General features: G+C 68.2%; 11 protein-coding genes. 1 reads left to right on the forward strand and 10 read right to left on the reverse strand.

The features are described from left to right. Positions 1-4 precede the first annotated feature (4 nt). From bioD to aceK, 8 genes are all read right to left on the reverse strand, one after another. Positions 5-724: a dethiobiotin synthase gene (gene bioD, locus BX604_RS09010; protein ID WP_098550439.1), complete on the reverse strand. Its 720-nt coding sequence runs from the start codon at positions 722-724 to the stop codon at positions 5-7. Next, on the reverse strand, positions 721-1,995 hold the full coding sequence (bioF, locus tag BX604_RS09015; protein WP_257146287.1) for an 8-amino-7-oxononanoate synthase: 1,275 nt from the start codon (positions 1,993-1,995) through the stop codon (positions 721-723). The genes bioD and bioF overlap by 4 nt, the downstream gene beginning before the upstream one ends. Further along, positions 1,992-3,335: an adenosylmethionine--8-amino-7-oxononanoate transaminase gene (gene bioA, locus BX604_RS09020; RefSeq protein ID WP_098550440.1), complete on the reverse strand. Its 1,344-nt coding sequence runs from the start codon at positions 3,333-3,335 to the stop codon at positions 1,992-1,994. The genes bioF and bioA overlap by 4 nt, the downstream gene beginning before the upstream one ends. 537 nt (positions 3,336-3,872) lie before the next feature. Beyond that, positions 3,873-5,150 carry a dienelactone hydrolase family protein gene (locus tag BX604_RS09030; RefSeq protein WP_098550442.1) on the reverse strand — a complete coding sequence of 426 codons (1,278 nt, stop codon included), beginning with the start codon at positions 5,148-5,150 and terminating at the stop codon, positions 3,873-3,875. Between the two features lie 107 nt (positions 5,151-5,257). Then, positions 5,258-5,695 carry a YchJ family protein gene (locus tag BX604_RS09035; RefSeq protein ID WP_098550443.1) on the reverse strand — a complete coding sequence of 146 codons (438 nt, stop codon included), beginning with the start codon at positions 5,693-5,695 and terminating at the stop codon, positions 5,258-5,260. 39 nt (positions 5,696-5,734) lie between these two features. Next, positions 5,735-6,412 (reverse strand): SDR family oxidoreductase, encoded by a 678-nt coding sequence (locus tag BX604_RS09040; protein ID WP_098550444.1) that lies wholly within the window; start codon positions 6,410-6,412, stop codon positions 5,735-5,737. Between the two features lie 102 nt (positions 6,413-6,514). After that, a complete protein-coding gene (gene can / locus BX604_RS09045; protein ID WP_098550445.1) occupies positions 6,515-7,282 on the reverse strand; it encodes a carbonate dehydratase in 768 nt (255 codons plus the stop codon). A gap of 57 nt (positions 7,283-7,339) precedes the next feature. Beyond that, positions 7,340-9,157, reverse strand: coding sequence for a bifunctional isocitrate dehydrogenase kinase/phosphatase (aceK, locus tag BX604_RS09050; protein ID WP_098550446.1), 1,818 nt, complete (start codon positions 9,155-9,157; stop codon positions 7,340-7,342). A gap of 315 nt (positions 9,158-9,472) precedes the next feature. Between aceK and BX604_RS09060 the strand changes: the two genes are divergently transcribed. Next, complete coding sequence (locus tag BX604_RS09060; RefSeq protein ID WP_098550448.1) at positions 9,473-10,552, forward strand: MBL fold metallo-hydrolase; 1,080 nt, start codon at positions 9,473-9,475, stop codon at positions 10,550-10,552. 15 nt (positions 10,553-10,567) lie between these two features. On the opposite strand, the gene BX604_RS09065 is transcribed toward BX604_RS09060, so the two are convergent. Next, the gene (locus BX604_RS09065) at positions 10,568-12,196 is read right to left on the reverse strand and encodes an ABC-F family ATP-binding cassette domain-containing protein (protein WP_098550449.1); all 1,629 of its coding nucleotides are present in this window, start codon (positions 12,194-12,196) and stop codon (positions 10,568-10,570) included. 190 nt (positions 12,197-12,386) lie between these two features. After that, positions 12,387-13,982: an ABC transporter substrate-binding protein gene (locus BX604_RS09070; RefSeq protein WP_098550450.1), complete on the reverse strand. Its 1,596-nt coding sequence runs from the start codon at positions 13,980-13,982 to the stop codon at positions 12,387-12,389. Positions 13,983-14,162 lie beyond the last annotated feature (180 nt).

Below are 14,162 nucleotides of genomic sequence, written 5' to 3' on the forward strand. Positions count from 1 at the left end.
GGCGTCAATGCTGCGCGTGGCGCAGCGTATCGACGAGCGCGGCGATGTCGAGCATCGCCGCGGCGGATTCGGGGGCGGCCGGGCTCATGTGCGGAATGCGGCCGAGCAGCGGCGCGCGGTGCTCGCGCGCGAGCCAGTCGCGGATCGTCGCGACGTTCTCGTCGGCGTACGACATGGCCGGATCGACGTGGTTCGCGACCCAGCCCGCGAGCGTGAGGCCGCGCTGGCGAATCGCGTCGGCGGTCAGCAGCGCGTGGCTGATGCAGCCGAGCCGCACGCCGACGACGAGCACGACGGGCAGGCCGAGCGCGACCGCGAGATCGGCCGTGTCCTGCGTATCGTTGAGCGGCACGCGAAAGCCGCCGACGCCTTCGACGACGACGATATCCGCGCGCGTCAGCGCTTCGCGGTGGCTCGCGACGATCGTGCCGATGTCGAGCGTCACGCCTTCCTGCGCGGCGACGATGTGCGGGGCCGCGGGCGCCTTCAGCAGGAACGGCGTGCGCAGTTCGGGCGGCAGCACGACGTTCGCGGCCGCATCGAGCTGGTCCGCGTCTTCGTTGCGCCACACGCCGTCGCGTTCATATGCGCCGGCCGCGACGGGTTTCAGCGCGGCCGCGCGCAAGCCGTGGCGCGCGAAGCCATGCAGCAATGCGGCCGAGACGAAGGTCTTGCCGATCTCGGTGTCGGTGCCGGTGACGAACAGGGAAAGGGGGGCGTTCATGCTGCCTGCTCGCTGGCTTCGGTGAGCGCGATTGCAAGCCGCGCGAGATCGTCGAACGAATGCGCGGCCGACAGCGAGATGCGCAGGCGCGACGTGCCGGCCGGCACCGTCGGCGGCCGGATCGCGGGCACCCACAGGCCGTGCGCGTCGAGCGAGCGCATCGCGGCGAGCGTCGCGTCGTTGCTGCCGATCACGAGCGGCTGCACGGCGGTGTGCGAATCGACCGGCTGCCAGCGCGTCGTGCGCAGCAGCACGCGCGTGCGCTCGATCAGCGCGGCCAGGTGCGCGCGCCGCGCGTCGCCTTCGTCGCCGCCGATCACCTTCAGGCTTGCCGATACCGCATGCGCGACGGCCGGCGGCGCGGCCGTCGTGAAGATGTAGCTGCGCGCGCGCTGGATCATCCATTCGATCACCGTCTCGTGCGCGATGACGAACGCGCCCGCGACGCCGGCGGCCTTGCCGAGCGTGCCGACGTACACGAGGTTCGGCGAGCGCAGCGCGGCGGCCGCGAGCGCGCCGCGCCCCTGCGGGCCGAGCACGCCGAAGCCGTGCGCGTCGTCGACGACGAGCCACGCGCCGTGGCGCTCCGCCAGCGCGACGAGTTCGGCGAGCGGCGCGATGTCGCCGTCCATGCTGAACACGGTATCGCTGACGATCAGTTTCGTTTCCGCATCGGACGCGTCGAGCAGTGTGGCGAGCGCGGCGGTGTCCGCATGCGGGTAGACCTGCACGTTCGCACGTGACAGCCGGATACCGTCGATCAGCGATGCATGGTTCAGCGCGTCGGAGAAGATCGTCGCGTCCTTGGCCGTCAGCGCGGTCATCGCGGCGAGGTTCGCCATGTAGCCGGTGCTGAAGTACAGCGCGCGCGGCGCATCGGAGAAGCCGCCCGCGAAGCCGGCGAGCTCGTCCTCGAGCGTCGCGTGCGCGCGCGAATGGCCGCCGAGCAGATGCGAGCCGCCGCTGCCGGAGCCGTAGCGCTGCGCGCCTTCGGCGAACGCGGCGACGAGCGCCGGGTGCGCGGCGAGGCCGAGGTAGTCGTTGCTCGCGAAGCCGATGATGTCGCGGCCGTCGACGCGCATGTGCGCGTCGCACGCGGTGTCGGCGGTGCGTCGCACGCGGCGCAGCCCTTGCGTGTCCAGTTCGGCGAGGCCGCGCTGCAGCGTGTCGAGCAGGGGGGGCGTTGCCTCCCGCCGGGCCGCCCCAAGGGAGGCAGCCGCCCCCTCGGGGGGCAGCGAACGAAGTGAGCGTGGGGGCTGTTGTGTCGTCATGTTGCCTCCGCGAGCGTCGCGTCGAGCGTGTCGCGCGTGCGTTGCGCGAGCCACGCGATGTCGTCGTCGCTCATCACGTACGGCGGCATCAGGTACACGGTCGTGCCGATCGGGCGCAGCAGCAGTTCGCGTTCGAGCGCCCGTTCGAAGAAGCGCCGCGAGAAGCCGCGTGCCGCATCGCCGTCGAGCGCGACGTCGAACGCGAACAGCGTGCCGCGTTCGCGCAGGTGGCGTACCTGCGGGTGCGCGTCGAGCGGCGCGAGTGCGGCGCGCAGCGCCGCCGATTTGCGCGTGTTGGCCGCGAGCACGTCGTCGCGGGCGAACAGGTCGAGCGTTGCGACCGCCGCGCGGCACGCGAGCGGGTTGCCGGTGTACGAATGCGAGTGCAGGAAGCCGCGCGTCATGTCGTCGTCGTAGAACGCCGCGTACACGTCGTCGCGCGTGAGCACGAGCGACAGCGGCAGATAACCGCCGCTGATCCCTTTCGACAGGCACAGGAAATCGGGCCAGACGCCGGCCTGCTCGCATGCGAAGAAGGTGCCGGAGCGGCCGCAGCCGACCGCGATCTCGTCGGCGATCAGGTGCACGCCGAATTCGTCGCACAGCGCGCGCAGCCCACGCACGTACGACGGATCGTGCATCGCCATGCCGGCCGCGCACTGCACGAGCGGCTCGACGATCAGCGCGGCGATCCGGTCGGCGCGTTCCGTGAACAGGCGCCGCACGTCGTCGAGCGCGCGGCCCGCCACATCCGCGGCCGTCTCGCCCGGCAGCGCGCCGCGCGCGTCGGGCGACGCGACCACGTGCGCATTGCGGATCAGCGGGTCGTACGCGTCCTTGAACAGCGCGACGTCGGTCACGCCGAGCGCGCCGATGGTCTCGCCGTGATAGCTGTTCGCGACGCACACGAATTCGCGTTTGTCCGCGCGGCCGCGGTTGCGCCACGCGTGGAAGCTCATCTTCAGCGCGATCTCGACCGCCGACGCGCCGTCCGACGCGAAGAACGCATGCCCGAGCGTGCGCGCGGTGAGCGCGTGCAGGCGCTCGGCGAGCTCGATCGCCGGCTCGTGCGTGCAGCCCGCGAGCATCGCGTGCTCGAGCGTGTCGAGCTGGTCCTTCAGCGCTGCGTTGATGTCCGGGTTCGCATGGCCGAACAGGTTCACCCACCACGAGCTGATCGCATCGAAGTAGCGGCGCCCGTCGCGGTCGTATAGCCATACGCCCGCGCCGCGCGCGACGGGAATGAGCGGCAGGCGCTCGTGGTGCTTCATCTGGGTGCAGGGATGCCAGACCGCGCGCAGGCTGCGCGCGACCCAGTCGTCGGTGGCTGGCGTACTCAAGGCAACTCCGGGGGTAAAACGGCGGCGGGTATCGAACGCGATACCGCGCGGCGACAGACGAAAACGCGCTGAGATTAGCGTGTTCCGCGGCCCGTTGCACTACTGGTTACAAACGCCGCAAAGCCTTGCCGGACGGGAGTTCGGCGCAGATCGGAGGCGCTCGGAACGGTACGCGCCAGATATCCCGAAATGACCGCAGATGACGACGTTCGAGTGACACCCCCCGACAGAAAAAAATCGTGAGGCAGGCGGGCGGCCGACGGTGAAAAATGGGGGCGGGAAGGAGAAAAGGGGGGGCGAAACCGCGCGGAATGCGTGCCGCGATGGGCGAATGGTGTGTTGAATCTGGCGCCGCAGCCGTTCGGGAAGGGCGCCGAGGCCGGCCCGCGCAAGTCGTCGCAGGAGGCGCATGGGCGGCTCATATGGCACCGGGCGGGTGCGAGCGTCGTCGCGGGTTGAACGCGAGCGTTCGCGAAACGGAGAAGGGGAAGGCAGACGGAGAAAAGACGCGCGCGGAAGGGCGCCGCGCGTCCCGGATCAGCGCGAAGCCAGCGCGCGCGTATCGGCGTCGTGCTGCGGATTGCCGTCGCCGTTGTCGGCCGTCTGCGTCGCGGTCGCGTTCCACACGACACGCTCGTTGACCGCATACAGCCGGCATGCGCCCGCACCCTGCTTCGCGCAGTTGTCGAGCGCGAGCGCCATCGGGTCGTCGCCGCCTTCGGCCCACGACCAGGCGCCTTCGGCCGACACCGCGAACGCGCGGCTCGGGTGCTGGCTCAGGAAGTGGCGATAGCCATCGCGGCCGGCCTGGTCGAGGAACGGCACCGCGTCGACTGCATCGATCGATGCGTAGCCGGTCGCATTCGGCTCATGCGGGTTGGCGACCGCGTAGCGGACCGAGGTCGGCAGGTTCAGTTCGGCGAGGAACGCATGCACGGCCGGCCACCACACGGGCACGCCGTCGCGGTCGACGATCAGCCGGTGCGCGTCGTCCTTGTAGCGGCCGTAGTCGATGAATTGCGCCTGGGTGCCATGCGACACGTACGCATCGTGCATCTGCGCGACGAGCGCCGGCGTCCACACCGAATCGTTGTCGCCGTACAGCCACAACGAGCGCACGGCCGTATGCGCGCCGTACTGGTCGAACGCGTCGACCAGATTGCGCTGCCAGCCGTCGCAGAGATCCTGGCGCAGCCCGCCGGAGAAGTTGATGATGCCGCGCACGCCGGGCGCCGCTTCGGTGCCGTACGCGACCGACACGAGGCCGCCGTGCGACGTGCCCGCGACGACGATGCGCGACGGGTCGATGTACGACTGGCGAGACATGTAGCGGATCGTCGCGGCGACGTCGGAGGCCTGTGCGAGGCCGTTCTTCTCGACGTTGCAGCCTTCCTGCTGGTACGTGCCGCCCGAACCGGCGAAGCCCTGGCGGTTCGGCGCGATGACCGCATAGCCGCGGCGCACGAATTCGCGCGCGAACGCGACCGGGCGGCTGCGCGGCTGCTGATGCAGATCGCCGGTGTTCTTGCCGTGGTTGAAGACGACGAGCGGGAACGGGCCGGGGCCGTTCGGCTTGAACAGCGTGGCCTCGAGCATCACGGAGCCCGACGCATCGGCCGGAATGCTGATGATCTGTTCGTTGAGGTTCGCGGCGACCTGCGGGAGGCCCGAATCGCCGTAGTCGAAACGCTCGGCATGGGCGAGCGAGCCGTTTGCCGCGGATGCGTCGGCATTTGCGTTCGGCAGCGTACCGGCCTGAGCGGCCGACAGCGCACAGGCCGCCATCCATCCCACCAATACCTTGCTGAACGCCATTCGTAAGCCCTGCCATGCAACATGACCAATCTGACGGTCATCGTAGCCCGACAAATTCGGGTTGTGCAATGCGGGAATTACCCGGCGTCTGACACAGCAACTATTTGTCAGCGTTCACTTACTTCGCCGTCAACGTAGCGCCAGAAACCCTGCTCGTCGCGCTCGAAACGGCTGGTTTCATGAAGCCGGTACGCGCGTCCGCCGACCTTGTAGCGGGCCACGAATTCGACCTCCGCGTGCCGTTCGTCGAGCGGCGCATGACGCTTGACGGCGAGGCCGAGCCAGCGCGGTGCGTCGGGCGCATTGGGGTCGGCATCGAGATCGGCCGGGCAGGTGCGCGCCGCCCAGGTCGCGCGCAGGTAGCCGGTCGCGCCGAGCACGTACGCGCTGTACCGCGAACGCATCAATTCGAGCGCGGTGGGGGCGGTTTCGCCGCCGTCGATGAAGCGGCCGCAGCAGGCCGCATAGCGCGGGGCCGGCGCTTTGCCGGCAGGCGCGGGGGACGCGCCGCCGCACGGGCACGCGTCAGGTCGGTTCAAAGTCATGCGAATCGTGAATTAACGACGCCGGGTTGTGAATCCGGCTTACCAGCTCAGCTCGACGCCGTCGTACTGGAAGAATCGGCCGTTGGCCTGCGATATGTCCGCGCCGGCTTCGGCGATCACGCGGCGCATGCCGGTCACGCTCGTTTCCGGATCGATCGCGGCCTGCGAGCCGCCCATGTCGGTGCGCACCCAGCCCGGATGCAGCGAGATGCACGCGGCGTGGCGCGTCTGCAGCGACGCGATGCGCAGCACGTCGTTCAGCGCCGCCTTGCTCGCGCGATACAGCCAGCCGGTCGTGCCGGTCGCCTCGGCGATGCTGCCCATCCGGCTCGACATGACGGCCAGCACGCCGCGCGCGTCCTCGACGAGCGGCAGCAGGACCGGCAGCAGCTGCATCGGCCCGCGCACGTTCGTATGCATGACCGCGTCGAAATCCTCGGCGGCGATCGTTTCGACGCCTTCGGTGCGCGGCCCGTAGACGCCGGACACGACCACCGCCGCGTCGAGCCGTTCGCCGTCGAGCGTCCAGCCGAGCGCCGCGATCTGCTCGGGCTGCGCGATGTCGAGCGCATGCGCGTGCGCGCCGAGCTCGCGCAGCGCGACGAGCGACGCGTCGTCGCGCGCGGTGGCGATCACGTTCCAGCCGTCGCGCCGGTATTGCCGGACGAATTCGCGTCCGAGGCCGCGCGACGCGCCGACGATCAGTACGGTTTTCATGTTCGCCGCTCCTTTTCGTTGCACCGCCGGGGTGGCGGTACCGGTGTCAGATCAGTTCATGCCCGTGGGGATCGCCGCGCGCCGCGTCGGCATCCGTGCCGGTTACTTCGCGTCATCGCACGGCTTCAGCGTCGCGGCGACCGCCTGCGCGACGCCGTCGAGCCGTGCCGCGTCCGCGGCGACCATGTCGTTGTCGGGCGCATGCTGGCCGCGCGCGGTGAGCGCCGCGACGCAGCGCCGATAGGTCGAATCGAGCGCGTCGAAGCTCGACACGGACATCCCGAGGTTGCGCATGCGCCCGTCGTGCACGCCGTACACGAGCCCGTGCACGGTGAGCGACTGGCCGCGCGCCCATGCGTCGTTGACGATCGTCGTGCGGCACACGTTGACGACCTGCTCGATCGAGTTCAGCTCGATCAGGCGGCGATAGCGCGCTTCGCCGACCGGCCATTCGTCGAGCAGCGCCGCGTGACGCTCGCGCACGTCCTGCACGTGGTGCAGCCAGTTGTCGGCGAGGCCGACGCGCCGGTTGTGCAGCGCCGCGTTCACGCCCGAGCAGCCGTAGTGGCCGACGACCATGATGTGCTTCACGCGCAGGATGTCGACCGCGAACTGGATCACCGACAGGCAGTTCAGGTCGCTGTGCACGACGACGTTCGCGATGTTACGGTGAACGAACACTTCGCCCGGCGGCAGGCCGATGATCTGGTTCGCGGGCACGCGCGAATCCGAGCACCCGATCCACAGATATTCCGGCGCTTGCTGGTCGGCCAGACGCGCGAAGAACTCCGGATCGTCGGCGAGCTGGCGCTTGACCCAGGCGTCGTTGTTGTCGAACAGGTGTGAAAGCGGATTGTCTTGGGTATTCATCGGTGTGGATTCCGTTGGCGGAAATCGGGTCGATAACGGGTTCGAGGTGCTCGGGCGTCAGGCGGCGCGCTGCGCGTCGCCTTCGCCGTCATGGGCGTCGGTCGCGTCGAAGCGCTCGGGGTAGCGCACGCGAAAGCGTATCGACACGTCGTACGGGTAAAAATCGGGCAACTCGCCCTGCAGCAGCTTGTCCTTGCTCGCCTGCCACAGCGCGGGTTCGAAAAAGTCCGCGTGATGCTTCATGAACACCGAGCGCACGCGCGGGTCGCCGAGCAGGAACGGTCCGTAGGTTTCCGGAAAGATGTCGTGCGGGCCGACGGTATACCACGGTTCGCCGGACAGTTCGTCTTCCTCGTTGCGCGGCGGCGGCACGCGCCGCACGTTGCAGTCGGTCAGGTATTCGATTTCGTCGTAATCGTAGAACACCACGCGGCCGTGGCGCGTGACGCCGAAATTCTTGTACAGCATGTCGCCGGGGAAGATGTTGGCCTTCATCAACTCCTTTACCGCGTTGCCGTACTCCTTCACGCCGTGCTCGATGTCCGCATCGGTGCCGTTCTGCAGGAACAGGTTCAGCGGCGTCATCCGGCGCTCGATGTACAGGTGCTTGATCACGAGGTTGCCGTCCTCGTATTCGAGCAGCGACGGCACTTCCTTTTCCAGTTCGCGCACGAGCGCATGGTCGAGCCGCGCGATCGGCAGCGCGACGCTCGAATACTCGAGCGTGTCGGCCATCCGCCCGAGGCGGTCGTGGCGCTTCACGAGCTGGTACTTCTCCATGATCTGCGCGCGCGTCGTTTCCTTCGGCGGCGGGAAGTGATCCTTGATGATCTTGAACACGTACGGGAACGACGGCAGCGTGAACACCAGCATCACGAGGCCCTTGATCCCGGGCGCGATGATGAAGCGGTCGCTCGAATGCGACAGATGGTGCAGCAGGTCGCGGTAGAACAGGTTCTTGCCCTGCTTCTGCAGCCCGACCGACGTGTAGATCTCGGCCTTCGGCTTGCCCGGCATGATCGTGCAGAGGAACTCCACGTACGCGGACGGCACGCCCATGTCGACGAGGAAATACGAGTGCGAGAAGCTGAAGACGATCTGCAACTGGTCGCGGCGCAGCAGCACGGAGTCGAGCGCGAGCACGCCCGGTCGCACGTGGCGGATCGGCACCGCGAACGGCAGCACGCGATCGGCGTTGATGATGCGGCCGACGATGTACGCGCTCTTGTTGCGGAAGAACAGCGACGACAGCACGTGGATCTGGAAATTCGGCGCCGCTTCGAACTGGCCGAATTCGTCGGTGATCGCCTGCATCACGCAGCCGATGTCGCGCGCGAGATCCTCGAACGGCGGCTCCAGCTGGAAGTTCGTGACGATGCGCTCGAGCGTGGCGGCGAGCCCGTCGGTGGCCGGGTAGTACGCGCGATAGGTCGGCTTCGCGGCCGGCTCGTCGTTCTCGAGATACTCGGTCGAGATCGCGGGCCGCACGAAGATGAAATCGTTGCTGAAATACGAGCGGTGCAGGATCTTGCAGCACACCGAATTGAAGAACGTTTCCGCGCATTCGGGCTGCCGGTGCGACGTGAGCAGGCCGATGTAGTGCAGCTTGATCTGCTGCCACACCTCGTCGTCGATGTCTTCCGCGTCGTATTCGTCCTGCAGCACCTCGACGCATTCCTTCACGCGATCGTCGTACGACGTGATCCGCTCGCGCGCCAGCCGCTGCAGCCCGTGCCAGTCGGTGCGCTCGTATAGCGTCTTCGCTTCGACGGCAGCCTCCCGGAAGATCCGGTAGTGGCGGTCGAAGTATTCGAGCATCGTCTGCGCGACGTCGAAACCGATCTGCGACGACAGCAGTTTGGGGAAGTGATTCATTGCGTGCAGGCTCGTTCAAGAGGGGCTGTAAGCAGTCGCCATTTTAGCGCCCAAGTCGGCGATTCCATGACTTTCGCAGTGCGGCACCGATCGTCGCCAATGTGCAGGTTATTCGCCGTTGGGTGCCGTTCGATGCATCTTCGCGTAAAGATACGGGTACGGAACGGATTCTGGCACGAACTTTTTTTGACCGGCGAGCGCACGCCGGGCACGCGTTTCGCGCGACGGCGATAGAATCGACGCGATGCCCGCCGCGGCGCTTTCGCATCCGCACCGGCAACCGTACCGCAACGATAACGACGAGACACCCCACCGATGAACGCCCTGGAACACCAACTCGACTACCCCTTCGCCGACACGCTGCCCGCCGCGGGCGACACGTTCGAGGTCGCGCCCGGCGTGCGCTGGCTGCGCATGCCGCTGCCGTTCTCGCTCGACCACATCAATCTCTGGCTGCTGCGCGACGAGATCGACGGGCAGGCCGGCTGGACGGTCGTCGACTGCGGGATCTCGTCGGACGCGATCCGCACGCACTGGGAACAGATCTTCGACCAGCATCTCGACGGGCTGCCGGTGCTGCGCGTGCTGGTCACGCACTGCCACCCCGATCACTTCGGTCTCGCGAACTGGCTGTGCGAAGGCGGCGACAAGGGCCGCTGGAACGTGCGGCTGTGGATGACGCTCGGCGAATACATGTTCGGCTGCCTGATGGCGGCCGGCAACGGCTCGAACGCGGGCGGCGCGGCCGCGGCCGATCACTTCGCGCGTCACGGGCTGACCGATCCCGCCGCGCTCGACAAGCTGCGCAGCCGCCGCAGCTACTACGCGGATCTCGTGCCGGCCGTGCCGCCGCGCTACCGGCGCCTGCGCGAAGGCGATACGGTGAAGATCGGCGCACGCACGTGGCGCGTCGTCACCGGCTACGGCCATTCGCCTGAGCACTGCGCGCTCCACAGCGAAGCGGACGGCGTGCTGATCTCCGGCGACATGGTGCTGCCGCGTATTTCGACGAACGTGTCCGTGTTCGATCTCGAACCGGAATCGAATCCGCTCGCGCTGTATCTGGAATCGCTCGGCCGTTACGAGACGATGGCGCCCGACACGCTCGTGCTGCCGTCGCACGGCAAGCCGTTCCGCGGCGTGCGTACGCGCATCGCGCAACTGCGCGCCCATCACGACGCGCGGCTCGACGAAGTGCGCGTCGCGTGTGCGGAGAAGCCCGCGAGCGCAGCCGACATCGTGCCGATCATGTTCCGTCGCCGCGAGCTCGACATCCACCAGATGACGTTCGCGCTCGGCGAGGCGCTCGCCCACCTGAACCTGCTGTGGCTTGCGGGCGAGCTCGTGCGCGAGCAGGGCGACGACGGCGTGCTGCGGTTTCGCACCGCGCGCTGAGCGCGCGGCGTCACGTCACGCGACGGGTTCGTAACGCCACCCGTCGCGCTGCCAGTGCATCGTGTGTGTCGGCTCGAGCGCCGCGAGAAACGCGGCGTCGTGCGACGCGGCCACGATCGCACCGGGAAAGCCTGCCAGCGCGGCTTCGATCGCGCGCACCGATTCCAGATCGAGGTGATTGGTCGGCTCGTCGAGCAGCAGCAACTGCGCCGGCGTGCCGCGCCACAACGCACACGCGAGCGCGGCCTTCAGCCGTTCGCCGCCGCTCAGGCGCTGCACCGGCTGCGTCGCGCGCGCGGCGTCGAGCTGCAGCAGCGCGAGCCGGCTGCGCAGGTCGCCTTCGGCGAGCGGCGTATCGCAGCGTCCCAACTGCTCGACGATCGAGCGCTCGGGATCCAGCAGCGCGAGCCGCTGGTCGAGATACGCGGCGCTCACGTGCGTCGTGCAGGTGCCCGAACGCGGCGCGAGTTCGCCGGCGAGCATTCGCAGCAACGTCGATTTTCCGCAGCCGTTCGGGCCCGTCAGCGCGATGCGAACCGGGCCGCTGGCCGACCACGTGATCGCGTCCGCGCACCACGGCAATTGCGCGCGATCGAGCGTAAACAGCTGACGGCGCGCGCTGACCTCGGTGCCTGGTAACGACACGAGCACCGGCGCCTCGGCTTCGACGCGCGCGGCGGCCTCCTGTACGCGCGCGTCGAGCGTCGCCTTGAAGTCGTTCTGATGACGCCGCACCGTCCCCATGATGCCGCGCGCCGCACCCTTGCGGCTCTGACGGGCGCCCGACGACAGGTTGGCCGTCTTCGCCTCGCGCAGCGAACCGGCCGCGTGGCGCTGGATCGTGTCGTGTTCCTGCTCGAGCCGGCGCCGCACGCGTCCGCGCTCGGTGCGGGCATGCTCGAGCGCGGCCTGCGCGGCATCCTGTTCCGCGTCGCGCTGCGCACGATACAGCGCGTAGTTGCCGCCATACGCGCGCGCGCCGTGCGGCGTCAGCTCGACGATGCGCTGCACGTGCGCGAGCAGCGCGCGGTCGTGGCTGACGATGACGACGCCGCCGCGCCAGCCGTCGAGCGCCGCGCGCAGCCATGCACGGCCCGGTGCATCGAGGTGGTTGGTCGGTTCGTCGAGCACCAGCAGTCCGGCGTCCGACAGCAGCGCGCCGATCAGCGCGACACGCGCGAGCTGGCCGCCGCTCAGCGTGTGCGCGGGCGTGTCGGCGCGCACGTCCGGCAGGCCGGCTGCGTCGAGCGCGGCACGCAGACGCTCGGCCAGATCCCAGCGCTCGCCGATCAGGTCGAAGTCGGGTGCATTCGCGTGGCCGTCCGCGACGCGGGCGAGGGCGGCGAGCGGCGCATCGAGCGCGGCGATTTCGGCGACGGTTCGCGTGTCGTTCGGCGCGTCGTCGTGCTGTTGCGCGACGTAGGCGACCGGCGTGTGCCGCTCGATCGTGCCCGTGTGCGGCGTGCGCCGGCCCGCGATCAGTTGCGCGAGCAGGCTCTTGCCGACGCCGTTGCGCCCGACGATGCCCGTGAGCGTGCGGTCGATGGCGAGGTCGAGCGAATCGAACAGCGTGACGCCGTCGTCGAAGCGGAAGGAAACGTGATGAAGCGCGACGAGCGCGCCGGTCGGCGTGGCAGCAGCCATAAGCACCTCCGAAAATGTGTGAAACCCTTCGCGCGGCGTGCGTGGCACGGCGGCGAAAACATTTTTGGGAAGGCTTAGTGGTTCACTTTGGCTGGCGTCCGGTATGAGGAATGAGCGCGCAGTGTAGCAAGCGCGGCGCGCGAGCCGCAAGCGAACGGCGATGAAGCCGTCGCTTGCGCGCTACGCGCGGTTACTGCACGGAGACCGTCGTGAAGTTCTGACGGCCGAACGGGCTGACGTGGTAGCCGCTCACGTTCGAGCGCGTGAGCGCCGCCGCGGTCGGGTAGCCGAGCGGAATCCACAGCGCCTGGTCGTGGATGATCTTCTGCGCCGTTTCGTACAGCTTCGCGCGCTTCGCCTGGTCGGCGGTCGACTTGCCGTCGGCGATCAGCTTGTCGAGCTGCGCGTCGCAGAAGCGCGCGAAGTTGATGCCCGACTTCACCGCGTTGCAGCTGAACAGCGGCGACAGATAGTTGTCCGGATCGCCGTTGTCGCCGGCCCAGCCCATGAACAGCATGTCATGCTGGCCGAGCTTCGCCTGCTTGATCAGCTCGCCCCACTCGATCACCTTCACTTCGGCCTTCACGCCGATCTTCGCGAGGTCGGCCTGCAGCAGTTCCGCGCCGGCCTTCGGGTTCGGGTTCAGCACGCTGCCGGTCGGGCGGGTCCAGATCGTCGTCGGGAAGCCGTTCGGGTAGCCTGCCTGCGCGAGCAGCTGCTTCGCCTTCGCGGGGTCGTACGGATACGGCGCGATGTCCTTCGCGTAGCTCCACGTGTTCGGCGGATACGGGTTGTTCGCGGGCGTCGCGGTATTGTCGAACACCACCTTCAGGTAGGTCGCACGATCGAAGGCGAGGTTCAGCGCCTCGCGCACCTTGTCGTTGTCGAGCGGCTTCTTCTGCGTGTTCAGCGCGACGAACGCGGTCATGAACGCGGGCGTCTGCACGACCTTCAGCGCGCTTTCGCCCTTCGCGGCGAGCACGTCCTGCGGCTTCGGCGACAGCGCGATCTGGCATTCGCCGGCCTTCACCTTCTGCATGCGGACCGACGCGTCGGGCGTGATCGCGTAGATCAGCCGGTCGACCTTCGGCTTCGCGCCCCAGTACGTCGGGTTCACGTCGTAGCGGATCAGCGCGTCCTTCGTGTAGCTCTTCAGCACGAACGGGCCCGTGCCGATCGGCTTCGCGTTCAGGTCGGCCTGCTTGCCGGCCTTCAGCAGCTGGTCCGCGTATTCGGACGAGTAGATGGACGCGAAGCCCATCGTCAGGATCGGCACGAACGTCGCGTTCGGCTCGTTCAGCACGAACTTCACCGTGTTGTCGTCGACCTTCGTGACCGACTTCACGAGCTTCACGAGGCCCATCGACTGCGCGTGCGGGAAACCGCTCGCGCCGGCGACCTTGTGCCACGGGTTCGAATCGTCGAGCATCCGCGTGAACGTGAACACGACGTCGTCCGCGTTCAGCGGGCGGCTCGGCTTGAAGTAGTCGGTGGTCTGGAAGGCGACGTTCGGGCGCAGGTGGAACGTGTACGTCAGGCCGTCGGCGCTGGCGTCCCATTTGTCGGCGAGCGCGGGCACGACTTTCTTCGCGGCTTCGTCGTACGACACGAGCGTGTTGAAGATCACGTCGGCCGACGCGTTGGTCGTCACGAGCGAGTTGTATTGCACGACGTCGAAGCCGTCCGGGCTCGATTCCGTGCAGACGGTGAGCGGCTTCGCGGCGACGAGGCCGGGAGCGGCGAGGGCGGCGGCGACCGCGGCCGCGGCGAACAGCTTGACGTGCATAGGATCTCCCACGTGGCTTGTGTTTTTTGCTGGGTGACGGGATGCGGGCGCGGCCAGGAAGCGAGCGGGGCCGGCGCGGCTGGCGAATAGCATACCGTCAAAGCGCGCGACGCGTGAAAAAAGGCGCCGGAACGCGGTGAGTTGACCGAGAAACGGCTGCGTTCGCTGCGGAATGCATGT

Origin of the sequence: Burkholderia sp. JKS000303, assembly GCF_002563755.1 — a bacterium.
In the GTDB taxonomy this organism is placed as follows: Bacteria; Pseudomonadota; Gammaproteobacteria; order Burkholderiales; family Burkholderiaceae; genus Burkholderia; species Burkholderia anthina_B.

Excerpts from the sequence above, each read along its gene's own strand:
- bioD (WP_098550439.1), bottom strand. The coding sequence starts at position 724 with ATGAACGCCCCCCTTTCCCTGTTCGTCACCGGCACCGACACCGAGATC.
- bioF (WP_257146287.1), bottom strand. The coding sequence starts at position 1,995 with ATGACGACACAACAGCCCCCACGCTCACTTCGTTCGCTGCCCCCCGAG.
- BX604_RS09030 (WP_098550442.1), bottom strand. The coding sequence starts at position 5,150 with ATGGCGTTCAGCAAGGTATTGGTGGGATGGATGGCGGCCTGTGCGCTG.
- BX604_RS09035 (WP_098550443.1), bottom strand. The coding sequence starts at position 5,695 with ATGACTTTGAACCGACCTGACGCGTGCCCGTGCGGCGGCGCGTCCCCC.
- BX604_RS09040 (WP_098550444.1), bottom strand. The coding sequence starts at position 6,412 with ATGAAAACCGTACTGATCGTCGGCGCGTCGCGCGGCCTCGGACGCGAA.
- can (WP_098550445.1), bottom strand. The coding sequence starts at position 7,282 with ATGAATACCCAAGACAATCCGCTTTCACACCTGTTCGACAACAACGAC.
- aceK (WP_098550446.1), bottom strand. The coding sequence starts at position 9,157 with ATGAATCACTTCCCCAAACTGCTGTCGTCGCAGATCGGTTTCGACGTC.
- BX604_RS09060 (WP_098550448.1), top strand. The coding sequence starts at position 9,473 with ATGAACGCCCTGGAACACCAACTCGACTACCCCTTCGCCGACACGCTG.
- BX604_RS09065 (WP_098550449.1), bottom strand. The coding sequence starts at position 12,196 with ATGGCTGCTGCCACGCCGACCGGCGCGCTCGTCGCGCTTCATCACGTT.
- BX604_RS09070 (WP_098550450.1), bottom strand. The coding sequence starts at position 13,982 with ATGCACGTCAAGCTGTTCGCCGCGGCCGCGGTCGCCGCCGCCCTCGCC.